The organism is Pseudomonas borbori (genome assembly GCF_900115555.1).
Taxonomy (GTDB): domain Bacteria; phylum Pseudomonadota; class Gammaproteobacteria; order Pseudomonadales; family Pseudomonadaceae; genus Aquipseudomonas; species Aquipseudomonas borbori.
This window is the reverse complement of sequence record NZ_FOWX01000026.1, coordinates 30,503-52,331: the sequence shown is the minus strand read 5'-3', so window position 1 is coordinate 52,331 and position 21,829 is coordinate 30,503. Positions and strand designations below refer to the sequence as shown.

At 64.9% G+C, this 21,829-nt stretch carries 22 protein-coding genes; 14 read left to right on the top strand and 8 right to left on the bottom strand.

Features of this window, described 5'->3' with window-relative positions; genetic code table 11:
• The 5 genes from BM315_RS17665 (at window position 1) to BM315_RS17645 (ending at window position 4,256) form a co-directional block, all read left to right on the top strand.
• Window positions 1–594, top strand: a complete 594-nt coding sequence (locus tag BM315_RS17665; protein ID WP_090503496.1) for a DUF3995 domain-containing protein — start codon at window positions 1–3, stop codon at window positions 592–594.
• Entirely contained in the window at window positions 594–1,298 is a 705-nt protein-coding gene (locus tag BM315_RS17660; RefSeq protein ID WP_141123969.1) for a hypothetical protein, read from the top strand. The genes BM315_RS17665 and BM315_RS17660 overlap by 1 nt, the downstream gene beginning before the upstream one ends.
• A 55-nt stretch (window positions 1,299–1,353) precedes the next feature.
• Window positions 1,354–2,361, top strand: coding sequence for a nucleoid-associated protein YejK (gene yejK / locus BM315_RS17655; protein ID WP_090503491.1), 1,008 nt, complete (start codon window positions 1,354–1,356; stop codon window positions 2,359–2,361).
• Between the two features lie 31 nt (window positions 2,362–2,392).
• Window positions 2,393–3,214, top strand: coding sequence for a polyphosphate kinase 2 family protein (locus tag BM315_RS17650; protein ID WP_090503488.1), 822 nt, complete (start codon window positions 2,393–2,395; stop codon window positions 3,212–3,214).
• Between the two features lie 127 nt (window positions 3,215–3,341).
• Window positions 3,342–4,256, top strand: a complete 915-nt coding sequence (locus BM315_RS17645; protein ID WP_090503486.1) for a DUF4344 domain-containing metallopeptidase — start codon at window positions 3,342–3,344, stop codon at window positions 4,254–4,256.
• An 11-nt stretch (window positions 4,257–4,267) separates the two neighbouring features.
• On the opposite strand, the gene BM315_RS17640 is transcribed toward BM315_RS17645, so the two are convergent.
• The 4 genes from BM315_RS17640 to BM315_RS17625 all read right to left on the bottom strand — a co-directional run bounded on the left by BM315_RS17640 (window position 4,268) and on the right by BM315_RS17625 (window position 6,945).
• Window positions 4,268–5,197 carry a glutathione S-transferase family protein gene (locus BM315_RS17640; RefSeq protein WP_090503483.1) on the bottom strand — a complete coding sequence of 310 codons (930 nt, stop codon included), beginning with the start codon at window positions 5,195–5,197 and terminating at the stop codon, window positions 4,268–4,270.
• A gap of 65 nt (window positions 5,198–5,262) precedes the next feature.
• Complete coding sequence (locus BM315_RS17635; protein ID WP_090503562.1) at window positions 5,263–5,562, bottom strand: GIY-YIG nuclease family protein; 300 nt, start codon at window positions 5,560–5,562, stop codon at window positions 5,263–5,265.
• Between the two features lie 24 nt (window positions 5,563–5,586).
• On the bottom strand, window positions 5,587–6,297 hold the full coding sequence (gene pcsA / locus BM315_RS17630) for a phosphatidylcholine synthase (protein ID WP_090503480.1): 711 nt from the start codon (window positions 6,295–6,297) through the stop codon (window positions 5,587–5,589).
• Window positions 6,298–6,474: 177 nt separating this feature from the next.
• A complete protein-coding gene (locus BM315_RS17625; protein WP_090503478.1) occupies window positions 6,475–6,945 on the bottom strand; it encodes a nuclear transport factor 2 family protein in 471 nt (156 codons plus the stop codon).
• Window positions 6,946–7,065: 120 nt separating this feature from the next.
• On the opposite strand from BM315_RS17625, the gene BM315_RS17620 reads away from it, so the two are divergent.
• The gene (locus BM315_RS17620) at window positions 7,066–8,019 is read left to right on the top strand and encodes a GlxA family transcriptional regulator (protein WP_090503476.1); all 954 of its coding nucleotides are present in this window, start codon (window positions 7,066–7,068) and stop codon (window positions 8,017–8,019) included.
• 40 nt (window positions 8,020–8,059) lie between these two features.
• On the opposite strand, the gene BM315_RS17615 is transcribed toward BM315_RS17620, so the two are convergent.
• Entirely contained in the window at window positions 8,060–8,923 is an 864-nt protein-coding gene (locus BM315_RS17615) for an ATPase (protein WP_090503474.1), read from the bottom strand.
• Between the two features lie 540 nt (window positions 8,924–9,463).
• The gene (locus BM315_RS17605) at window positions 9,464–10,375 is read right to left on the bottom strand and encodes a LysR family transcriptional regulator ArgP (protein WP_170862249.1); all 912 of its coding nucleotides are present in this window, start codon (window positions 10,373–10,375) and stop codon (window positions 9,464–9,466) included.
• Window positions 10,376–10,468: 93 nt separating this feature from the next.
• Between BM315_RS17605 and BM315_RS17600 the strand changes: the two genes are divergently transcribed.
• The 4 genes from BM315_RS17600 to BM315_RS17585 all read left to right on the top strand — a co-directional run bounded on the left by BM315_RS17600 (window position 10,469) and on the right by BM315_RS17585 (window position 14,923).
• Window positions 10,469–10,870: an ACT domain-containing protein gene (locus BM315_RS17600; protein WP_090503468.1), complete on the top strand. Its 402-nt coding sequence runs from the start codon at window positions 10,469–10,471 to the stop codon at window positions 10,868–10,870.
• Between the two features lie 5 nt (window positions 10,871–10,875).
• Window positions 10,876–11,487, top strand: coding sequence for a LysE/ArgO family amino acid transporter (locus BM315_RS17595; protein WP_090503466.1), 612 nt, complete (start codon window positions 10,876–10,878; stop codon window positions 11,485–11,487).
• A 340-nt stretch (window positions 11,488–11,827) separates the two neighbouring features.
• Window positions 11,828–12,409 carry a superoxide dismutase gene (locus BM315_RS17590; protein WP_090503463.1) on the top strand — a complete coding sequence of 194 codons (582 nt, stop codon included), beginning with the start codon at window positions 11,828–11,830 and terminating at the stop codon, window positions 12,407–12,409.
• Window positions 12,410–12,856: 447 nt separating this feature from the next.
• Window positions 12,857–14,923: a putative bifunctional diguanylate cyclase/phosphodiesterase gene (locus BM315_RS17585; RefSeq protein WP_090503461.1), complete on the top strand. Its 2,067-nt coding sequence runs from the start codon at window positions 12,857–12,859 to the stop codon at window positions 14,921–14,923.
• A 111-nt stretch (window positions 14,924–15,034) separates the two neighbouring features.
• Here the strand turns inward: BM315_RS17585 and BM315_RS17580 are convergent, their stop codons facing one another.
• Both BM315_RS17580 and BM315_RS17575 read right to left on the bottom strand, forming a co-directional pair.
• Complete coding sequence (locus BM315_RS17580; protein ID WP_090503458.1) at window positions 15,035–15,928, bottom strand: GIDE domain-containing protein; 894 nt, start codon at window positions 15,926–15,928, stop codon at window positions 15,035–15,037.
• 6 nt (window positions 15,929–15,934) lie between these two features.
• The gene (locus tag BM315_RS17575) at window positions 15,935–16,507 is read right to left on the bottom strand and encodes a LemA family protein (protein WP_090503455.1); all 573 of its coding nucleotides are present in this window, start codon (window positions 16,505–16,507) and stop codon (window positions 15,935–15,937) included.
• A 228-nt stretch (window positions 16,508–16,735) separates the two neighbouring features.
• Here BM315_RS17575 and BM315_RS17570 point away from each other — a divergent pair, with 228 nt between their 5' ends.
• From BM315_RS17570 to BM315_RS17555, 4 genes are all read left to right on the top strand, one after another.
• The gene (locus BM315_RS17570) at window positions 16,736–18,070 is read left to right on the top strand and encodes an imelysin family protein (protein WP_090503453.1); all 1,335 of its coding nucleotides are present in this window, start codon (window positions 16,736–16,738) and stop codon (window positions 18,068–18,070) included.
• A 137-nt stretch (window positions 18,071–18,207) separates the two neighbouring features.
• The gene (locus tag BM315_RS17565) at window positions 18,208–19,620 is read left to right on the top strand and encodes a di-heme oxidoreductase family protein (RefSeq protein WP_090503450.1); all 1,413 of its coding nucleotides are present in this window, start codon (window positions 18,208–18,210) and stop codon (window positions 19,618–19,620) included.
• 10 nt (window positions 19,621–19,630) lie between these two features.
• Window positions 19,631–20,692, top strand: coding sequence for an imelysin family protein (locus BM315_RS17560; RefSeq protein WP_090503449.1), 1,062 nt, complete (start codon window positions 19,631–19,633; stop codon window positions 20,690–20,692).
• 12 nt (window positions 20,693–20,704) lie between these two features.
• Window positions 20,705–21,814, top strand: a complete 1,110-nt coding sequence (locus tag BM315_RS17555; protein ID WP_090503560.1) for a DUF1513 domain-containing protein — start codon at window positions 20,705–20,707, stop codon at window positions 21,812–21,814.
• The last annotated feature ends 15 nt before the right edge of the window (window positions 21,815–21,829 follow it).

Sequence of the window (21,829 nt, the reverse complement as noted above, 5' to 3'; positions counted from 1 at the left end):
ATGATGCGTAAAAACCGACGCGACCTGTACGGCAAGACATACATAGTAGTGGACATCTGGCATGCGCTATTCACCACCCTCAAATGCTGGCTCTGGTTCGCCGCGGCCCTGGCAATTGGCGGCGGCATGCTGCTGGGGATGCTTGCCGGTGATTTTCTACCGAGAGGCTGGCCGTGGTTCTGGCTGTTCGCCAGCGCGGTCGTGGCCAGCCTGTTCGCCTGGAGAGTCTGGCGCGCACAAGCCGCCGGGATCAGGATTGACCCGCGTAGTGCGACCCTCAGTTTTAGCGCGGACGACCTCGAGAACAGCCTGCATGACATTCTGAGCCTGCGCCGCTTCTTCGATCATGCCAGGCGTATCAGCGTGGCTATTACCGACATCGAGCGCCTGGACAACGATAACTTGCGGATCGGCCGAGGCAACTTCCGTAGAAAGCGCTTCGCCCTCAACCTGTCGGGCGACTTCGGCTCCTATCAGTTGATGTTCAGCCACAAGCAGAAACGCGACGAATGCCGCACCCTGATTACCCAGATGATGCGCCATACCAAAGGCCGCGCCCCTTCACGTGACGCCAATATCGCTTTCCCCTATTGATGACCGCCATGAGCAGAAAAAAGAAGCAAAACCCCATCGGCTTGCTGATCATCTGGCTACTGAGCCTGCTGCTGATCATCTTCACGGTTCTGGCCACCTTGGTCATCTGGCTTGGCTGGGTGGCCTGTGAGTTGCTTTACGGCAAATACCCCAGGACGCCAGCCGAAGCGGATATCTTGCTGCAAGAGTATGAAGAGGAAGAGCTGACCCAAGTCGAAGCGCATATCGAACAGATCGAGAAGCGCCTGACGCGGGTTGCCAGCGAAGGCCAGCACTTGCGGCGCCGCAAGGACGGCATGTTTCACGCAGGGAGCGCACTGGGGGCGAAGCTCAATGCCGAGGCCAACGAACTGCTACAGGATCTGAGCGATAGCAAGGCCATCTGCCACGAACTGCTCACGCTCCCCGATGAACGCCTGCGAGACTGGACCGTCCCCTTGAGCCGCCTAATCGCTTTCCGCTGGGCCGTGGCGACCTATATCAGTTGTGGTCTATACGGGCTCGCGCTCAAGCCTTCATCCGTTGTCCTTATGCAAGGCTTGATCCTCGATTGGCTGGGCAAGTACCTGCCAAGCCTGCCGCTACCCATCTATGGAGCCATGGCCCTGGCGAGTATCGTGTCGGCCTGCATCGGCGGCGCTGCCTATCTGTTCTACAACCGGTTCATCTACAACCACTATTCCAGCCAACTGGAAGATTCTTGAGCATTGAGTCGGGGTAAACTGCGCCATCTTTTCCGTTTAACCGACGAGAACCCCCATGCCGATCCGCCACTGCATCGTCCACCTGATCGACAAGAAACCCGATGGCACGCCCGCCGTGCTGCATGCCCGCAACAATGAACTGGGCGCCTCGCAGGCCATCGAGAACATGCTCGCCGACCTCAACGAGAGCTACAACGCCAAGCAGGGCAAGGCCTGGGGCCTGTTTCACGCCGAGTCCGGCGCCTACCCGTTCAGCGGCTGGCTGAAGACCTATCTGGACGCTGGCCAGGATTTCGCCGCGTTCAGCCGCCAGGCGGTCGAACACCTGCAGAAGCTGATGGAGGAGTCCAACCTCTCCACCGGCGGCCACGTGCTGTTCGCCCACTACCAGCAGGGCATGACCGACTACCTGGTGATCGCCCTGCTCCATCACAGCGAAGGCGTGGCGGTCAACGAGGCGCTGGACGTGACCCCGGCCAAGCACCTGGACCTGGGCCAGTTGCACCTGGCGGCGCGGATCAACATTTCCGAATGGCAGAACAACGCCAACTCCAAGCAGTACATCTCCTTTATCAAGGGCAAGAATGGCAAGAAGGTCTCGGAGTACTTCCGCGACTTCATCGGCTGCCAGGAAGGCGTCGACGGCCCGGGCGAAACCCGCACCCTGCTCAAGGCCTTCAGCGACTTCGTCGAAAGCGAGGACCTGCCGGAAGAAGCTGCCCGCGAGAAGACCAAGACGCTGGTCGACTACGCCAGCAGCCAGGCCAAGCTCGGCGAGCCCATGGGCTTGCAGGAATTGTCCGGGCTGATCGACGAGGAGCGCCCGCGGGCCTTCTACGAGCATATCCGCAACAAGGATTACGGCCTGTCGCCGGAGATCCCCGCGGACAAGCGCACCCTCAGCCAGTTTCAACGCTTCACCGGTCGCGCCGAAGGCCTGTCGATCAGCTTCGAGGCGCATCTGCTCGGCTCGAAAGTCGAATACGACGAGAGCCAGGGCACCCTGATCATCCGCAACCTGCCGACCCAACTGACCGACCAGCTGAAACGCCGCAAGGATTGAGGGTTTTTCACTCCCGCTGAGGCATCGCGCCATGTCACGCCTGCCCGACACTGTTCTCGACGATTGCCGGCTCGATCCGGCGGCGCCGTTTGCCCAGGATCCGGCGCGCGACTTCGGCCTGGACCGAAAGAGCGCGCAACTGGCCCTGCCCGAACTGCGCGCCTGGCTCAACGATCAGCAGCGGCGGCTCTGGGCCAACGCCCAGGACGCCCTGCTGCTGGTGCTGCAAGGCCCGGACTGCGCCGGCAAGGACGGCGTGATCAGGCGCGTGCTCAATGCCATCGATCCGCAAGGCCTGCGCCTGCACAGCTTCAAGCAACCGGACGCCGGCGAACGGCGGCATGACTTTCTCTGGCGTTATCGGCGACGGCTACCCGCCCCCGGACTGCTCGGGGTGTTCAACCGCAGTTACTACGAAGGCCTGGCCAGCGATCTGTTCGACGGCCTGATCAGCGCCGCCGAGCTACCGGCGCGCCTGCAGCGCCTGCTGGCCCTGGAGGCAGGCCTGCCGGCGCAGCGCCTGCATCCGCTCAAGTGCTACCTGCAGATATCCCGTGACGAGCAGCAGGCGCGCCTGCTGCAACGCCTGCAGCGCCCGGACAAACGCTGGAAACTGCGCCCCAGCGATCTGTTGGCCTACCGCGAATACGCTCAGCGCCAGCAACGCTGGGGCGAACTGCTGACGGCCAGTCACAGCCAGGCGGCGCCCTGGTATGTGATCCCGGCCGAGCATCGCTGGCTGCGCGACTGGCTGCTGGCCAGCCTGCTGGCCCGCGAGTTCGAGCGCTTGCAGCTGGAATGGCCGCAGCGCCCGCCACCCTTCACCGAGGCCGAGCTGCTGGGTGCGGACTAGCGCCACTGTGCGGTAACCGCGGCTGCAGCGGAACGCCGCCCGGCCGCTTCCACACGCGCAACCCCGAGCCCGGCGGGCTGCTAGAGTCAGAGGTAATGGTTCCACCGTCTGCCGCGAGGAGTCGGGGATGAAACCGTCCTGCAGCCAGCCCAGCCTGGCGACCCGAGGTCGCCGTCTGGTTGTGCGCGCCACGCTATGCCTGGCACTGCTACTGACCGGCGCGGCGAGCATGGCCACTGAAGAACCGCCACCGGAAGCACTGCGCAGCGACAGCGCACGCTTCGTCGCGGTGAATGCCGAGTTCACCCTGGCGCACGAAATGGGCCATCTGCTGATCGCCGAGCTGAATCTTCCACTGCTCGGCCGCGAGGAGGATGCCGCCGATCAACTCGGCTTCATCAGCCTGTTCCTCTCCTCCGGGCGTCAGCGCGACGCCGACTTCTACGCCAAACTGCTGGACATCGCCGATTACTGGCGGCTGGAATGGCAACGGGTGAAACCGGAGCATGAGCAAGTGTACGCCTGGGCCAGCCATGGCCTCGACGAACAGCGTTTCTACAATCTGGCCTGCCTGATCTACGGCAGCGATCCGGATCGGCTGGAATGGGTGCCCAAGATCACCGGTTTACCGGTGGAACGCGCGCTCTATTGCGACCAGGAATACGCCCAGGTGCGCAAGGCCCTGGCCTGGGTCGAGCAACAACACGGCCGCCGTCCGGGCGAGCCGATTGAGCACCGTATCCAGGTGATCTACGAGCCGCCGAGCCTGCGCCCGGAAGAGAGCCGGCGCCTGCTCGACCAGATCCGCCGCTCGGGCGAAGTGGAGGCCATCGCCGCTCGGGCCAGCCAGACCTACCGCCTCCCCCGCGATCTGGTGCTGCGCCTGGCCAGCTGCGGCGCGCCGGATGCCTGGTACAGCCGCACCGGCGGCGAACTGGTGCTGTGTTACGAACGTCTGGTGCACTTCCAGCTGCTTGCCGTGCAGTTGCCGCGCCTGCGCCAGGCGGCCTTGCAGGCCTGCGACAGCTGTCGCAGGCCGTAACCAAGCGCGTCTCAGCGCGCCTCGATGCGAAAGCCCATGCGCGGAAAATGCACATGCACAACCCCGGCCCGCGGATCTTCGCGGCGCAGGATCAGCTCTTCGCGGCCACTGAACAGCAACTCGCCCTCGACCGGATCGACACCGTAATCGATGGCCGCAATGGCCACCCGCTGGCCGGGCGTGAAACCGTCAATCAAGGCCTCGTCGGGAAGCTCGGCCGGCGTCGCCTCGCGCGCAATCGCCACGGCCTCTTCGCCGCTCATCTCGCTGTGCGAACCATGGCCGAAACCCAGCACCCGGCCGAGCCAGGCCGCCACTGCCGGATACTCGTCAACCAGCGGCGCGGTCACCGGGGTGCCGCGCAGGAACCACAGCGGGTGGGCCATGGCGAAGTCGGCCAGCGACGGCTCGCCGAACAGGAAGTCGCCCTGTTCACGCTCCAGTTGCTGCTGCAAACGGCTCATCAGCACCGGCCATTCGTGCTGGGCCTGTTCCAGCGGCAGGCGGCTGGCAGTGCCGCCACTGAACAGCCCGGCACGGTCGGCCAGGAAGCCCTTGACCGCCTCGGGCGGCAGCTTGGCGAAGCGCACGGCCACCGACTCCGGCTGGAATACCAGGCTCACCGCATGCTGGAACACCAGCGTGTCGGCCCATTGGGCGAAGCTGGCGACATTGAATTCCTGGCCTTCGGGCAGCAGCGCCGGCGTGGCTTTTTCCGCCTCCAGACGCCGGGCGATTAGCGCGGTATCGCAATAGATGTCGGCACCGATCTGCAGCACCGGGGTCTTGCGGTAGCCGCCGGTCAAGGCGGTCAGATCCGGCTTGGGCATCACCGCGGGGATCAGCACCGAGCGCCAGGACAACTGCTTGAAGCCCAGCATCAGGCGCGCCTTCTCGGCAAACGGCGAGGTCGGGTAATGGTGCAGGATCAACTCGTGCATGACAGGCTCCGCAACTATTCAGGAAGCACCCAGCTTACCCGCGCAGTCCGCTGCGGCCTACCCGCTCAGCCTGATAGTGCGCCATCAGCCACAGCGATAAGACTGCCTCCGGCCACCAGCACTTCCTTGGCCGGTTTGCCCAGGCGCTTGATCGCCCGTTCCCGGCGCAACGCATCGCCCTTGCCCGCGCAGGACTCGATGTAGACCAGTGCCGCCGCCGGGCTGGAATGGAAGAAGCGCGCGCCCTTGCCGCTCCGATGCTGGGCGAAACGCCGCTGCGGGTCGTCGCTGATCCCGCAATAGAGCGCGCCGTTCTGCGCCCGCACCAGGTAGACGAACCAGGCTTTGTCCGCAGCCTCAGTCATCGCCGGCAGCACCCCGGCACAGCTTCATGCCAGCCATTCGCGGGCCGTGCGCCACAGGCAGATAGCAACGAAATAGACGCTGGTCAGCCCCCAGACCAGCAGCAGCCAGGTCTGGTTGAGCGGGTACTGGACGATCAGCAAGGCGCAGACCGCCATCCACAGCAGGGTCACGCCGATATTCAGCGGCATGAATTGCTTGACCCGAAACGGGTGGAGAAACTTCATCTTGCTCAGGGTCAGCCCCGACAACAGCAGGATGGTGGCGAGACTCAGCCAGGGCGCGAAGTCCAGCAGGTAGAGGTAGACGATCACCACGTTCCAGGCCGCCGGAAAGCCGACGAAGTAGTTGTCCTTGCTCTTCATGTTGAGGTTGCAGAAGCAGAACAACGACGACAACAGGATCACCCCGACCGCCAGCAGCAGGCTGTATTCGGGCAGGGCAATGAAGCGATAGACGAAGATCGCCGGGATGAACACATAGGTGAGGTAGTCGATCACCAGATCCAGAGTCGAACCATCGAAGTGCGGCAACACCACCTTGACGTCGAACTTGCGCGCCAGGGTGCCATCCAGGCCGTCCACCAACAGCGCCGCCCCCAACCAGAGCAGGCAGACCTGCGGTCGACCATCGAGCACCGCCAGCAAGGCCAGCAACGCCAGAATCACCCCGCTGGCGGTGACGGCGTGCACGCTCCAGGCCTTGGCTTCGCTGGCGGACAACGACATTACACTCATGATCGGGCTTCCTGACGGACTGGCTCTTGGCCGGCAGCTGAAGGGCAACTGCACTCGGTTAGGCCGCGTTCAGCAACGGCCTTGCATTCAACGAATAGTCCAGATTCGCAACCTGCGCCTGGGGTTCAGACCAGAAAGCCTACCACTGCGCTGGTTGTTGCGGCTAACCGCCAAGGGTCAGCGGGATGCCCTGAATTGCGCCAGGCCCTTGGCCGCCTGACGGCGAATGGCGTTCTGCACCGGCGGCGCCCAGCCCAGCACCAGCCCTTTCATGCCCAGGGCCTGGCGCGCCCAGTGCCACAGGTCGAACTGGTCGCGATGCTCGACGATCTTGCCGTCGCGAAAGACGAAGTGGGCCTCGATACGGTTGACCACCGTATTGCCGGTCTGGCCGAACAGGTAGGTCGCCACCCACTGGGCGCTGCCCTGCCGCTCGTCTGCCTGGACGTTGCTGAAGGTCAGCGAGAAATTCTGCGCGCGCGCCGTCAGCATCCGCCACATGTCCGCAGCCTCGCGACCGCGCAGATCCTGGAATACCGGGTCACTGAAGCGCACATCCTCGGCGTAGCAGGCCGCCATGGCCTCGGCGTCGCGCTGCTGGAAGGCCTGGTAGAACCGACAGATGAGTTCGGCGTTGGGGTGAGTCATGGGCACGGCTCCAGAGGGACAAGTGTCCTCAGTATTGTCGGCTAAGGGGCCGATGGCGATTGGCGTGCACGCCAACTTTGTGTCCATAATCGCCACAATCTCGCAATCGACTCGCTCGCCATGCCCACCATCGCCCTCTACGTCTGTCGGCAAACGGTCTGCTCCAGCCTGAGCATGGCCTGCGATGCCTTCGCCCTGGCCAATCGCCTGGCCGGCAAGCCGCTGTTCGAGCTGCAGCGCTTCAGCCTGGATGCCCAGCCGGTCGACCTCGACTTCGCGCGGATCCGGGTCGACGGTGGCCTGGCCCTGGCCGAGCAGGCCGATCTGCTGATGCTGCCGGCCACCGGCAGTGCCATCGACCTCAGCCTCGCTGCCAATGCCGCCTTGTTGCCCTGGCTGGCACAACGTCCGGTCAACCAAGCAATCGCCAGCCTGTGCAGCAGCGCGTTTCTGCTCGGCGCCGCCGGCCTGCTCGATGGCCGGCGGGCCACCACCCACTGGGCATTGGCCAGCCAGTTCCGCCAGCGCTTCGCGCTGGTACAGCTGGAAATCGACGAACTGCTCTGCCACGACGGCAACCTGTACAGCTCGGGTGGCGCCCATGCCGGGCTGGACCTGTGCCTGTACCTGATCGCCCGGCATGCCGGCGAGTGGCTGGCGCAACAGGTCGCCAACGCCCTGGTGTTCGATAGCCAGCGCGGCCGCCAGTCACGGTTTGCCCCGCTGCTGCCGGCAAGCGGCTCCGCCGACAGCCCGCTCGCCCCGTTGCTGCAGTGGATGCAACGCCACCACGCCGAGCCGATCGATCTCAAGCGCCTGGCCGAACGGGCCAATTGCTCGCCGCGCACCCTGTTGCGCCGTTTCAAGAGCAGTACCGGGCTGACGCCCAATGACTACCTGCAGCGCCTGCGCATCGGCGCCGCACAAACCGCCCTGCGCCAGCCAACGCGCTCGCTGGAGCAGGTTGCCGCACAGGTCGGTTATGCCGATCGCGCGACCTTCGCCAAGTTGTTCAAGCAACTCTGCGGCGAAACCCCGGGCGCCTTTCGCCGGCGCATGCAGCAAGCGCCCTGAGCGCCCGGGCGGAGACGCTCGGCTGCATCAGCCGCCGGTATCAGCGTGCGTCGATCTGCTGCTGCAGATTCTGGATCTGGGCTTGCAGGGTGCTGATATTGCGGGTCATCTGGGCGCGGAAGGCATCGAACTCGGCGGTGTTGCTTTTCGGCGCCGGGCGGTTGTCCAGCTCGCTGCGCAGCACCAGCAGGTCCTGCTCCAGACGGCCGATGGCCGGATTCGGATCGCCGATCTGCTTCAGCGCTGCGATCTCGCCGCCCAGGCTTTTCAGCTCGCCGTCGAGCTTGACCAGCCCGGCTTGCGCGGTTTTCAGGGACGCCTGCTCGGCCTGCAGCGAGGTCTGCGCGCTTTTCAGCGCCACCTGTTCGCTGCTCAGGCTCTTCAGGCTGCCATCGAGCTTGCTGGCCACACCCTGCTGGGTCTTCAGCTCGGCCGCCAATTGCTCGATGCGCTTGTCCTGGCTGCCCTGCTGGGCGGCCACGCTCTGCTGCTGCTTGCCCAGTTCGGCCAGCTTGTTTTCCAGCTGTTTGACCTGCAGCTTGAGCGCTTCACTGCCGCTGGTGACCGTGGACTCGGTCGCCACCACCTTGCCACGGATATCCTGGATACGTCCGGCAGCCTCCTCGCTGATGCGCGCGAAGCTCTCCTGGGTGGCCACCAGTTGCTGCTCCATCAGGCTGATCTGCTGAAAACTCCACCAGCCCAGCCCGCCGAGGGCGATCGTCAGGGCACCGACCAACGCCCACAGGGCGCCGGTACTGGCCGCCCTGGCTGGTGCCGCAGCGACGCGGGAAGGCGTCCGCATGGCGGGTTCGTGGTGACCCGTAGCGAAATCATCGCGATCACGCGTGTCGGTGGTCAGGCTGGGCACATGATCGAGTTCGTCGTGGGCATCGTTACGCATGAGTAAACCTTTAAAAAACGCTGAAGACGCGAAATGCCGGCCAGTATAACGGTTCGCGCGCAACGCTTCAGTGTCGCGCCAAGCCGGGGGCAAGACGCACTGAGACGAAGCGCGGTACGGACACAATGACTGCCTGCAGGGCGCGCAGTTCCGCAGTCGATGAGCAGGTACGCGCTTTGCGCCCTCTCAGGCGCGACCTACTCGCAGCGCCAGAGCCTGATAGAGGCGGCAGCCCCGGCGCTCTGCTTGGTGCCCTTCAGGATGAGCGACACCCAGCCCACGCCACTAACAGGGGAAGGCACATGGAACTGAACAGATAAGTTCTGGACTGCATGAAGCGCTTGCGCCGCAGGCTGCGCGAGGAACTGGCGGTGGATATCCGCATGAGCCAGCCGGACGCGATCGACTCGATGCTCAGCGCCTGCCTGACGTCGACCAGCGCAGAGACCCGCCAGCAGGCCGGCCATCCATTGCTGACTGAAGACCCGCAGGCCAGACCGGCGAGCGGTTCGCTGCGCCTGCCTGTTCTCGGACAGCCTCCTAGCCCACGGCTTGCCCCGGCGGAACCAGACACTCGCCGGCCGCCTTGCGCAGATGCCCGGTCAGGCGCTCGAGCAGCTCGCCGCCGTTGCGCCAGTGATGCCAGTACAGTGGCACATCGACCGGCCGCTCGGCGATCAGTTCGACCAGCTCGCCACGGGCCAGCTCATTCAGCACCTGCTGTTCCGGCATCAGGCCCCAGCCAAGACCGCCCAGGGTCAAGCGCACGAAGCCCTCGGACGACGGACACAGGTGATGCACAAAACCACCCTCGACGCCGAGTTCGGCCAGGTAGCGATGCTGCAACAGGTCATCCGGGCCAAACACGATGCCCGGTACCCGCGCCAGCGCCGCCGGGGTGACGCCCCGGGGAAAGTGCCGGGCAATGAATGCCGGACTGGCCAACGCGCGGTAACGCATGGCGCCCAGGGCCTGGCTGCGCGCACCGGCCACCGGCCTGTCCGTGGCACATACGCAGGCGGCGACATCACCGGCACGCATGCGCTTCAGACCGACGTCCTGATCCTCCACCAGCAACTCCAGCAACAGCCGGTTCCGGGCGCAAAACTCGCCCACGGCAGTCGCCCACCAGGTCGCCAGACTATCGGCATTGAGGGCGATGCGCAGGCGCTCGGGCACTCCGCCTTCGTCCAGCGCCGGCACCTGCGCCTGCACATCGCGCTCGAGCAGGCGCACCTGCTGCACATGGTTGAGCAGGCGCCGGCCGATCTCGGTGGGTGCCGGCGGCGTGGCACGCACCAGCACCGGCTGGCCAATCCGCGCCTCGAGCAGTTTGATCCGCTGCGACACCGCCGATTGCGACAGACCCAGCACCTGGGCCGCCCGCTCGAAACCGGCCTGCTCCACCACCGCGGCCAGGGCGGCCAGCAGCTTGTAATCGAACAAATCAATTCTCCTAATGAGTAATCAGCAAGATTGATTTTTCTTATACAGCCACGCGCCCCAGACTGACCAGCATCAACCACCTCGAACAAGGCAATCCGCATGGCCGGCGAAACTTCACTGACGACATTGCTGCGCAGCATGAACCCGCAGCTGAACGATGGCGCTTACGTATTTTGCAGCCTGACCGATGCCGCGCAGTTGGACGGCGTACAGCCACTGGGCAGTTTTCAAGAGGCTGAAGGCCTCACCGTGATCCTGCCGCGTTTGCAGGCCGAACAACTGCGTTTGCCCTACAGCTATGTCGCGGCCTGGCTGACCTTGCACGTGCATTCGGCGCTGGAAGCAGTCGGTTTGACGGCCGCCGTTGCCGGCGCACTGGCTCAAGCCGGGATCAGCTGCAACGTGATTGCCGGCTTCTACCACGACCACCTATTCGTCGCCCACGCCGATGGGCCACGTGCGCTGGCCGTCCTGCAACAGCTCACCGACAGCGCGGAATAACCGATATGTGGCACAGCTATCTGAATGGTCTACTGGTCGCCGCCGGGCTGATCATCGCCCTCGGCGCACAGAACGCCTTCGTCCTGGCGCAAAGCCTGCGCCGCGAACACCACCTGCCGGTGGCCCTGCTCTGCGTGGCCTGCGATGCGCTGCTGGTGGCCGCCGGGGTGTTCGGTCTGGCCGCGCTGCTGGCGCAGAACCCGCTGCTGCTGGGTGTCGCCCGCTGGGGCGGCGCCGCCTTCCTGCTCTGGTATGGCCTCCAGGCTCTGCTGCGCGCCTGCCGGCCGCAGGGGCTCGATCAAGCGGCACAGACCACCCCGCGTTCGCTGCGCGCCGTGCTGCTCGCGGCGCTGGCGGTGACCCTGCTCAACCCCCACGTGTATCTCGATACCGTGTTGCTGATCGGCTCGCTCGGCGCCCAGCAGACTGTGCCCGGAGCCTATGCCCTGGGCGCTGCCAGCGCCTCGCTGATCTGGTTTCTCAGTCTCGCGCTCGGCGCCGCCTGGCTGGCCCCGCAACTGGCAAGACCGCTAACCTGGCGCCTGATCGACCTGGCAGTGGCCTTGATGATGTTCTCCATCGCCTGGCAGCTGCTGGCCGACTCGGCCCCTCGCTAACAGGCCGTTGAAAAACTACCTGCGTTGGCAATACTGCGTTAAAAACAGGCTCGGAATGCTCATTTACAGCTCGTAAACTGCGCTTCCTCGCCTGTTTTTGCCTTGTCTTGCCTGCCTCACCTACGTTTTTCAACGGTCTGTTAAGCCCGCCGCCGCGCCTCTCGACGGCCTGGGCAAAGGCCCTGACACCGGCTTTCCCACACAGTTGCTGCGTGGTTATGTCGCAGACCCGGTGCTATTATTCTTGGCTCGCGGCGCAAAGAGATAACTCCCGCCGCAGATATGGCCGCCCGTGATCGGCTTCGCGAACACCGCACCTGACCTGATTAGGAGATCAACCATGGCTTTCGAATTGCCGCCACTGCCGTACGCACATGACGCTCTGCAGCCGTATATTTCCCAGGAAACCCTGGAATACCACCACGACAAGCACCACAACACCTATGTCGTGAACCTGAACAACCTGGTGCCTGGCACCGAGTTCGAAGGCAAGACCCTGGAAGAGATCGTCAAGACCTCTTCGGGCGGCATCTTCAACAACGCCGCTCAAGTCTGGAACCACACCTTCTACTGGAACTGCATGAAGCCCAACGGCGGCGGTCAACCGACTGGCGCCCTGGCCGACGCGATCAACGCAGCCTTCGGCTCCTTCGACAAGTTCAAGGAAGAGTTCAGCAAGGTTTCCATCGGCACCTTCGGTTCCGGCTGGGGCTGGCTGGTGAAGAAGGCCGACGGTTCCCTGGCCCTGGCCAGCACCATCGGCGCCGGCTGCCCGCTGACCAGCGGCGACACCCCGCTGCTGACCTGCGACGTATGGGAGCACGCCTACTACATCGACTACCGCAACCTGCGGCCGAAGTACGTCGAAGCGTTCTGGAACCTGGTCAACTGGGACTTCGTAGCAAACAACTACGCTGCCTGAGACCTGCCATTGTGCGGGCCTCAGGGTCCGCGCACGCTGTGAAAAACCCGGCTGACCGCCGGGTTTTTTACTTTCCGCCGCTACCCCGCCCTCAGTAAGCGCTACAACAGCTTCAGATCCAGGCACATGGAACACCGCACAGCCGTGCTCCAGCGCCCGCCCAGCAGCGTTATGGCTGCGAAAATGTGGCGTCGATGCCGAGTTCGGCATGCTAATAATGACGGCCGGCAGACCCGGCCACGCGCTGTCATTTGGGCAACCCGCTCAAGTACCCGTTCCCGCACGCCGACATCGCAGAACGCAGAGCAACGTCCTGGCGCAGTAGTGCCAACATGTCCCAACCGGCCGACTTCGCTGTATTGGTGTAATGGCCCTTTGACGGTAACCGCGAGTTTGCTAATACTCTCAGCGGTCTGACGCATCTGGCATCGAACAAGGAACCGCCATTTGAAGCTGGAACTCAAGAACAGCCTGTCTTTGAAGCTGCTGCGTGTAGTACTGCTTTCCGCGCTTGCCGTTGGGGTGGTATTGAGCTGCGCGCAAATTGTCTTCGACGCATACAAGACCCGCCAGGCGGTGAACAACGATGCCCAGCGTATCCTCGGCATGTTCCGCGACCCCTCGACCCAGGCGGTCTACAGCCTGGACCGCGAAATGGGCATGCAGGTCATCGAAGGCCTGTTCCAGCACGAATCGGTGCGCATGGCGGCCATCGGCCATCCCAACGAGCCGATGCTCGCGGAAAAATCCCGTGCCCCGGCGCAATTGCCCACCCGCTGGCTGACCGACCCGATCCTCGGCCAGGAACAGAGTTTCAGCACCAAACTGGTGGGCCGCGGCCCCTACAGCGAATACTACGGCGACCTCAGCATCACCCTCGACACCGCGCGCTACGGTGAGAGCTTCGTCACCAGTTCGGTGGTCATCTTCATTGCCGGCGTGCTGCGCGCCCTGGCCATGGGCCTGGTGCTGTACCTGGTCTACCACTGGCTGCTGACCAAACCCCTGTCGAAAATCATCGAGCACCTCAGCCAGATCAACCCGGACCGCCCCAGCGCGCACAAACTGCCGATGCTCAAAGGCAACGAAAAAAACGAGCTGGGTCTGTGGATCAATACCGCCAACCAGTTGCTTTCCTCCATCGAACGCAACACGCACCTGCGCCGCGAGGCGGAAAGCAGCCTGCTGCGCATGGCCCAGTACGATTTTCTCACCGGTCTGCCGAACCGCCAGCAACTGCAGCAGCAACTCGACCAGATCCTCGATGATGCCGGCCGCCTGCAACACCGGGTTGCCGTGCTCTGCGTCGGCCTGGACGACTTCAAGGGCATCAACGAACAGTTCAGCTACCAGACCGGCGACCAGTTGCTGCTGGCCCTGTCCGACCGCCTGCGCAGCCACAGCGGCCGCCTCGGCGCCCTGGCCCGCCTGGGCGGCGACCAGTTCGCCCTGGTCCAGGCCGACATCGAGCAGCCCTACGAGGCCGCCGAGCTGGCGCAAAGCGTGCTGGATGACCTGGAGCTGCCCTTTGTCCTCGACCAGCAGGAAGTGCGCCTGCGCGCCACCATCGGCATCACCCTGTTCCCGGAGGACGGCGACAGCACCGAGAAGCTGCTGCAGAAAGCCGAACAAACCATGACCCTGGCCAAAAGCCGCTCACGCAACCGTTACCAGTTTTACATCGCCAGCGTCGACAGCGAAATGCGCCGACGCCGCGAGCTGGAGAAGGATCTGCGCGAAGCCTTGGCCCTGAACCAGTTTCATCTGGTCTATCAGCCGCAGATCGACTACCGCAACCATAACGTGGTTGGCGTCGAAGCGCTGTTGCGTTGGCAGCACCCGCAACACGGCCTGGTACCGCCCGACCTGTTCATCCCGCTGGCCGAACAGAACGGCACCATCATCGCCATCGGCGAATGGATTCTCGACCAGGCCTGCCGGCAACTGCGCGAATGGCACGATCAGGGCTTCAGCGAGCTGCGCATGGCCGTCAACCTCTCTACCGTGCAACTGCACCACGCCGAACTGCCGCGGGTGGTCAACAACCTGATGCAGATCTACCGCCTGCCGCCGCGCAGCCTGGAACTGGAAGTCACCGAAACCGGCCTGATGGAAGACATCACCACCGCCGCCCAGCACCTGCTCAGCCTGCGCCGCTCCGGTGCACTGATCGCCATCGACGACTTCGGCACCGGCTACTCCTCGCTGAGTTATCTGAAAAGCCTGCCGCTGGACAAGATCAAGATCGACAAGAGCTTCGTCCAGGACCTGCTCGAGGACGAAGACGACGCCACCATCGTGCGCGCCATCATCCAGCTCGGTAAGAGCCTGGGCATGCAGGTGATCGCCGAGGGCGTGGAAACCCTCGAGCAGGAGGCCTATATCATTGCCCAGGGCTGCAACGAAGGTCAGGGCTACTTCTACAGCAAGCCGTTGCCAGCCCGCGAACTGACGCTCTATCTCAAACAGGCCCGGCGCCTCAGCGCAGCGGCGAGCAACCCGGCCACCCTGTAGCAACCGCCCCCAGGGGCGCGATGGACCTTGAGGGCGCTGAAAGCTCGCGGCTAAAGCGGAACGCCGCCCGGCCCCTCCCACGCAAAGCGACAGATGATTCGTGTCGCGACACTAGAGCCTCGTCACCCCGAGCAACCAGGCCGTCGCCAGGGCTCCGGCCAGACACAGCACGGCGCCACCGGCCGCCTGCCAGTAGAAGTGGCGGGCCAGTTCGTCCTCCCCGGCACTGGACAAAATAAACGGCTGCGCCTCACCCGGCCTACCCATATGATGCTGCGCCGGCTGCTGACTGTGCTGGCGATGGCGATCCTCGGCCTCCAGTTGCGCGGCCAGACGCACGCGGTTCCATTCCTGCTCATCCAAGCGGCCATTGCCATCGCTGTCGAAGCGCTGCAGCAGACCGGCGAAATCGCCCTTCCACTGACCAATCACTTCGCTCTGCGCAGCACCCACATCGAGCCCCTGGCGACCGCCGCCACTGCTGCGGAAAGCGCCGATGGCATACAGCGGCTGGCCAGCGTGCAAGCGCTCCTCGCTATAGCGATAACGCTTGCCGGCCGAGAACCAGGCGGCCCAGCCGCTCCTGGCCGGCCCGCGCGGGTGGCGCAGATTGCCCCGCCATACCTCACGGGTCGTGGGCCGCACCTGCGCACCCCGCGGGTCGATCAGACAGCTGCCAGTGCCGTCGTCCAACAGCAACCAGCCTTCGCTGCTACCGCTGTCGACCAGCCGCCAGCTGTGGCTCTTGCCGCTGGCCTGGTACTCCTCGATCCTGAAGCGCCACCACAGGCATGGCTTGCCGGTCAGCGGCGCAACTATCGCGGTGTTCGCTTGTTCGCGCAGCACGCCGTAGAACTCGACGTAACCCTGGGCTGCAGAACGGATCTTCGAGGTCGGCGTATCCAGCAGATGGCGCGCCTCTCCCAGGCGCCGCAGACACCACCAGGCACCACCAGTCGTGGCGCCGACCGCGCAGGCCAGGCCGAGCAGATGCCCTGTATCCATCGCCACTCAGCCGAACAGCGACTTGATATCGACGTCGGCCTTCTCCGCGTCGCTGAACTCCAGCAGCTCGCCCGCCTGGAAAGCAAACAGCCGGGCAAGCAAGACATCGGGAAACTGCTCGATACGCACGTTGTTCAGGTTGACCGCCTCGTTGTACAGCTCGCGGCGGTCGGCGATGCCGTTCTCCAGGCCGCTGATGCGCTGCTGCAGGTGCTGAAAACTGTCGTTGGCTTTCAGTTCCGGGTAGTTCTCGGCCAGGGCGAACAGCTGCCCCAGACCAAGGCGCAGGCCACTCTCGGCTTTGCCCAGAGCACCGACATCATGCTGCTCGCGGGCGCGGGCGACGGCGCTACGCGCGGCAATCACCCGCTCCAGGGTGCTGCCCTCGTACTGCATGTACTGCTTGCAGGTTTCCACCAGTTTGGGCAGCTCTTCGTGGCGCTGCTTGAGCAACACATCGATATTCGCCCAGGCCTTGCTCAGCCCGTGCTTCAAACGCACCAGCGCGTTGTAGAGAACCACCGCATAGGCGGCGAGCAGAAACACAATCACGAGGACGGCAACACTGGTAAGACTCATGTGGTTTGCTCCGTAACGATGGGGCCATGGCTGCTGCCAGCCGATCGGACTTGCCGGATGCTGGCATTCTAGCGGCATCGACCTGCCGATACGGAGATCCGCTGCACGGCTTTATGCGATTTATTCCCAATGACCCTTTGCGCAAAATGCAAATCTTTCGCATTATGTTGCAGCGTTGCGTACACCTCCGCGTGCACCTCTAAAAATACCCTTGCAAAGGAATTCGTCATGATTCGTATGCCCCTGGCTTCCGCCAGCCTGCTGGCCATCGCCATATCCCTCGCCGGCTGCGGCGAAGACAAGGCGCCCGTCAGCCAAACCCCGGCACCTGCCGCCAGCAGCGCCAGCGCCCCGGTAGCCGTGGCCAGCCAAATCGACGAAGCAGCCGGCAAGGCCGTGGTCAGCCACTATGCCGACCTGGCCCTGGCCGTATTCAGCGACGCCGCCAGCACCGGCAAGGCGCTGCAGGGCGCCATCGACGCACTGCTCGCCAACCCGACCGACGCCACCCTGCAAGCCGCCCGCGAAGCCTGGCTGGCAGCGCGCGTACCCTACATGCAGTCCGAAGTGTTCCGCTTCGGCAACGCCGTGGTCGATGACTGGGAAGGCCAGCTCAATGCCTGGCCGCTGGACGAGGGCCTGATCGATTACGTGGCCGCCGACTACCAGCACGCCCTGGGCAACCCGGGCGCCACGGCCAACATCATCGCCAACACCGAACTCCAGGTCGGCGAAGACAAGCTCGATGTCACCACCATCACCCCGCAACTGCTGGCCAGCCTGAACGAACTGGGCGGTTCCGAAGCCAACGTCGCCACCGGTTACCACGCCATCGAATTCATGCTCTGGGGCCAGGATCTGAATGGCAGCAACCCGGGTGCCGGCGCGCGCCCAGCCACTGACTTCGTGGTCGGCGAAGGCGCTACCGGCGGCAACAACGAACGTCGCCGCGCCTTCCTCAAGGCCGCCGGCGAATTGCTGGTCAGCGACCTCGATGCGATGGTCGTGCAATGGCAAGCCGGCAATGCCGACAACTACCGCGCCAGTCTGCAGGCCGAATCGGCCGAGAACGGCCTGCGCAAGATGCTCTTCGGCATGGGCAGCCTGTCCCTCGGCGAACTGGCCGGCGAGCGCATGAAGGTCGCGCTGGAAGCCAACTCCACCGAAGACGAGCACGACTGCTTCAGCGACAACACCCACAACTCGCACTTCTACAATGGCAAGGGCATTCGCAATGTCTACCTGGGCGAGTACCAGAAGGTCGACGGCACCACCCTGACCGGCCCGAGCCTGTCGTCCCTGGTGGCCAAGGTCGGCGCCGCGGCCGACAGCGCCCTGCAAGCCGACCTGGCAGCGACCGAAGCCAAGTTGCAGGCCCTGGTCGCCAGCGCCGCTAACGGCCAGCACTTCGACCAGTTGATCGGCGCCGACAACGCCGCCGGCCAGCAGATCGTGCGCGACGCCATCGCCGCCCTGGTCAAGCAGACCGGTGCCATCGAACAGGCCGCCGGCAAGCTGAACATCGGCGACCTCAACCCGGACACCGCCGACCACACCTTCTAAGTCGGCGCGCAACAGCAGCCGGTGCGATCGCCCGATCGCATCGGCTTTACCATCCACGTTAACGCAAATCCGTCTTATTTAAACGCAGTTAGCCTGCTAAGCTTGCCCGCCTGACTTTCTGCCGCGGATCCCTGTCGATGCCTGCCCCGTCCCCTCGTCTGCTGCTGAGCCTGCTCCTGGGCCTGGCCGGCTGTGACCAGTCGCCACACTTCACCCAGGCCGAGCCAGGGGAAGCGCTATCCGCCGGCAGCGCCACCGTGTTCAAGTTCGACCACAACGCCTTCTCCCTGCCCGCGGCCAATCTGCCGCCCTCGCGCCGCCTAGATTTCAGCGTCGGCAACAGCTTCTTCCGCAATCCCTGGGTGATCGCCCCGGCCACCACCACCGCGCGCGACGGCCTGGGGCCACTGTTCAACACCAATGCCTGTCAGAACTGCCATATCAAGGACGGCCGCGGCCACCCGCCCGGCCCGGATGCAGTCAGCGCCGCCTCGATGCTGGTGCGCCTGTCGCTACCGGCGGGCAGCGAGCACGCGGCGATCATCGAGCGCCTGGGCGTGCTGGCCGAGCCGACCTACGGCGGCCAGTTGCAAGACATGGCCAACCCCGGCATCGCTCCCGAGGGCAAGGTGCGGGTCAACTACAGCCGGCAGATCGTCAGCTTTACCGATGGCCACTCGGTGGAACTGCGCCGGCCGACCCTGGAGATCAGCAAATTGGGCTACGGCCCGCTGCACCCGGACACGCGTTTTTCCGCCCGCATCGCCCCGCCGATGATCGGCCTGGGCCTGCTCGAAGCCATCCCCGAAGCGGCGATCATGGCCAATGCCGACCCGCACGACAGCGATGGCGACGGCATCTCCGGGCGCGCCAACCGGGTCTGGGACGCGGCCCTGGAGCAAACCGTGCTCGGCCGCTTCGGCTGGAAGGCCGGGCAACCGACGCTCAACCAGCAGAATGCCCACGCCTTCGCCGGCGACATGGGCCTGACCAGCTCACTGGTCGCCGCGGACGACTGCACGTCGGCGCAAAGCGACTGCCGTAGCGCCAACCACGGCGGCGAAGCGGAAGTCAGCGACGGCATTCTCGCCAGCGTGCTGTTCTACAGCCGCAACCTGGGCGTGCCGGCACGCCGCGATGTCGAGGCGCCCGAGGTGCTCGCGGGCAAGGGGCTGTTCCACCAGGCCGGCTGTCAGCGCTGTCATACCCCGCAATTCACCACCGCCAGCGATGCCGCCGAGCCGGAACTGGCCAACCAGCCGATTCGTCCCTATAGCGACCTGCTGCTGCACGACATGGGCGAAGGCCTGGCGGACGACCGCGCCGAGTTTCTCGCCACTGGCCGCGAGTGGCGCACCCCGCCACTCTGGGGCATCGGCCTCACCGAGGCGGTCAGCGGCCACACCCAGTTTCTCCACGACGGCCGTGCCCGCAACCTGCTGGAAGCCATCCTCTGGCATGGCGGCGAAGCCGAAACGGCCAAGCAGAAGGTCCTGACTTTTTCCGCCGACCAGCGCGCCGCGCTGTTGGCCTTTTTGAATTCGCTGTAAGGAGCCGCGCATGATCCGTTCGCCCTTGACTCTCGCCCTGCTGAGCCTGGCACTCGCCGCCTGTTCCCCTGTCGACCCGCAACAGGCCGTCAGCAGCGCCCTGACTGACGGCGTACTGCTGCCGGCCTACAGCAGCTGGGCCGAGGCCAATGGCCAGTTGGCCCAGAGCGGCCAGGCCTTCTGCGCCGACGGGCAGACGCTGAGCGACGCACGCCAGGCCTTTCTCGCCGCGCAAAGCGCCTGGGCCGGCCTGCAACCGCTGCAGATCGGCCCGCTGGCCGAAGGTAACCGCGCCTGGCAGGTGCAGTTCTGGCCGGACAAGAAGAACCTGGTGGCACGCCAGGTCCAAGCCCTGCTCAAGAGCAAACCCGCGCTGACGCCCGCCGACCTGGATAAAGCCAGCGTGGTGGTGCAAGGCCTGACCGCTTACGAATACTTGGTGTACGACCCGACCATCGATCTCGCCAATGCCGAGCAGAAGGCCCGCTATTGCCCGCTGCTGGTCGCCATCGGTCAGCACCAGCGAGCCCTGGCAGCCGATGTCCTCGAACGCTGGCAAGCCAAGGACGGCATGGCCGCGCAACTGCAGGGTTTTCCCAACCAGCGCTACGCCGAAGCAGCCGAAGCCGTGGCCGAACTGCTGCGCACCCAGGTCAGCGCCCTCGACGGCCTGAAGAAAAAGCTCGGCACCCCGCTCGGCCGCCAGAGCAAAGGCCAGCCGCAGCCCTATCAGGCCGAGGCCTGGCGCAGCCAGGCCAGCCTGGCCAACCTGGCGGCCGGGCTGGCCAGCGCCGAACGTATCTGGCGCGGCGCCGAGCAGGACGGCATCCAGGCACTGCTTGGCAGCGAGCGCAACGAACTGAAAGAACGCATCGACGCCGCCTACAGCGACACCCGCCAGCGCCTCGCGGCCCTGCAACGCCCGCTCGGCGAACTGCTCGGCGACCAGGCCGGGCGCGGCGAGCTGAATGCGCTGTACGACAGCCTCAATGCCTTGCACCGTCTGCACGAAACCGAACTGGCGAACAGCCTCGGCATCCAGATGGGTTTCAACGCCCACGATGGCGACTAGGACATGGCCCTGATGAAACGCAGAACCTTTCTCGCCCTGAGCGGCGCTACCCTGGCCGCTGGCGCGGTGGCCGCCGGCGCTTTCGCCGGCTGGACCCTGGGCGGCAACGGCGTGCAACCCCTGCTGCTGTCCGCGCGCAACGATGCGACCGGCAAGCACTATGCGGTGGGCTACCGCCTGGATGGCAGCCAGGTCTTCGCCACCCGGGTCGGCGAGCGCTGTCATGACGTGGTGGCACACCCCAGCCTGCCGCTGGCGCTGTTCGTCGGTCGCCGACCGAGTACCCGTAGTTATCTGCTCGACACTCGCGACGGCCGCCTGCTGCAGACCCTGGAGTCACCGGCACAGCGGCACTTCTACGGCCACGCGGTATTCCACAAGGATGGCCAATGGCTGTACGCCACCGAGAACGACACCAGTGATCCCGGTCGCGGCGTACTCGGCGTCTATCGCCTGCAAGGTGGGCAACTGCAACGCACCGGCGAACTGTCGAGCCACGGCCTGGGCCCACACCAACTGCTCTGGCTGCCCGATGGCGAGACCCTGGTGGTGGCCAACGGCGGCATCCGCACCGAAGCCGAGAGCCGGGTGGAGATGAACCTCGACAGCATGGATTCCAGCCTGGTGCTGCTCGACCGCGACGGCGGCCTGCTGAGCCAGGAACGCTTGCCCGAGCGGATGAACAGCGTACGCCATCTGGCGGTGGCCAGCGACGGCACTATCGTCAGCGCCCAGCAATACATGGGCGACCCTGCCGATCCGGTGCCGTTGCTGGCGATCAAACGGCCGGGCCAGGCGTTCCAGCACTTCGCCTTGGGCGAGGCGCAACGCCAGGCGATGAAGCAGTACAGCGCCAGCGTGGCGATTCACAGCGAACTGCGCCTGCTGGCGCTGACCGCGCCGCGCGGCAACCGGGTGTTCATCTGGGACCTGGACAGCGCCGCCCTGCGCCTGGATGCGCCGCTGGCCGATTGCGCCGGAATCGGCACGGTGGCCGAGGGCTTCGTGGTCAGCACCGGCGTGAGTCGCTGCCGGCTGTTCGATTGCCGCAGTGGCGCAATCACCGCCCAGCCGCTGCAGCTGCCGGCCGGGCTCTGGGACAACCATCTGCGCCTGGTCTAGCTAGCTACGGCGACC

Coding starts and splice junctions, on each gene's coding strand:
- BM315_RS17665 (WP_090503496.1), top strand. CDS start 1: ATGATGCGTAAAAACCGACGCGACCTGTACGGCAAGACATACATAGTA.
- BM315_RS17660 (WP_141123969.1), top strand. CDS start 594: ATGACCGCCATGAGCAGAAAAAAGAAGCAAAACCCCATCGGCTTGCTG.
- yejK (WP_090503491.1), top strand. CDS start 1,354: ATGCCGATCCGCCACTGCATCGTCCACCTGATCGACAAGAAACCCGAT.
- BM315_RS17650 (WP_090503488.1), top strand. CDS start 2,393: ATGTCACGCCTGCCCGACACTGTTCTCGACGATTGCCGGCTCGATCCG.
- BM315_RS17645 (WP_090503486.1), top strand. CDS start 3,342: ATGAAACCGTCCTGCAGCCAGCCCAGCCTGGCGACCCGAGGTCGCCGT.
- BM315_RS17640 (WP_090503483.1), bottom strand. CDS start 5,197: ATGCACGAGTTGATCCTGCACCATTACCCGACCTCGCCGTTTGCCGAG.
- BM315_RS17635 (WP_090503562.1), bottom strand. CDS start 5,562: ATGACTGAGGCTGCGGACAAAGCCTGGTTCGTCTACCTGGTGCGGGCG.
- pcsA (WP_090503480.1), bottom strand. CDS start 6,297: ATGAGTGTAATGTCGTTGTCCGCCAGCGAAGCCAAGGCCTGGAGCGTG.
- BM315_RS17625 (WP_090503478.1), bottom strand. CDS start 6,945: ATGACTCACCCCAACGCCGAACTCATCTGTCGGTTCTACCAGGCCTTC.
- BM315_RS17620 (WP_090503476.1), top strand. CDS start 7,066: ATGCCCACCATCGCCCTCTACGTCTGTCGGCAAACGGTCTGCTCCAGC.
- BM315_RS17615 (WP_090503474.1), bottom strand. CDS start 8,923: ATGCGTAACGATGCCCACGACGAACTCGATCATGTGCCCAGCCTGACC.
- BM315_RS17600 (WP_090503468.1), top strand. CDS start 10,469: ATGGCCGGCGAAACTTCACTGACGACATTGCTGCGCAGCATGAACCCG.
- BM315_RS17595 (WP_090503466.1), top strand. CDS start 10,876: ATGTGGCACAGCTATCTGAATGGTCTACTGGTCGCCGCCGGGCTGATC.
- BM315_RS17590 (WP_090503463.1), top strand. CDS start 11,828: ATGGCTTTCGAATTGCCGCCACTGCCGTACGCACATGACGCTCTGCAG.
- BM315_RS17580 (WP_090503458.1), bottom strand. CDS start 15,928: ATGGATACAGGGCATCTGCTCGGCCTGGCCTGCGCGGTCGGCGCCACG.
- BM315_RS17575 (WP_090503455.1), bottom strand. CDS start 16,507: ATGAGTCTTACCAGTGTTGCCGTCCTCGTGATTGTGTTTCTGCTCGCC.
- BM315_RS17570 (WP_090503453.1), top strand. CDS start 16,736: ATGATTCGTATGCCCCTGGCTTCCGCCAGCCTGCTGGCCATCGCCATA.
- BM315_RS17565 (WP_090503450.1), top strand. CDS start 18,208: ATGCCTGCCCCGTCCCCTCGTCTGCTGCTGAGCCTGCTCCTGGGCCTG.
- BM315_RS17560 (WP_090503449.1), top strand. CDS start 19,631: ATGATCCGTTCGCCCTTGACTCTCGCCCTGCTGAGCCTGGCACTCGCC.
- BM315_RS17555 (WP_090503560.1), top strand. CDS start 20,705: ATGAAACGCAGAACCTTTCTCGCCCTGAGCGGCGCTACCCTGGCCGCT.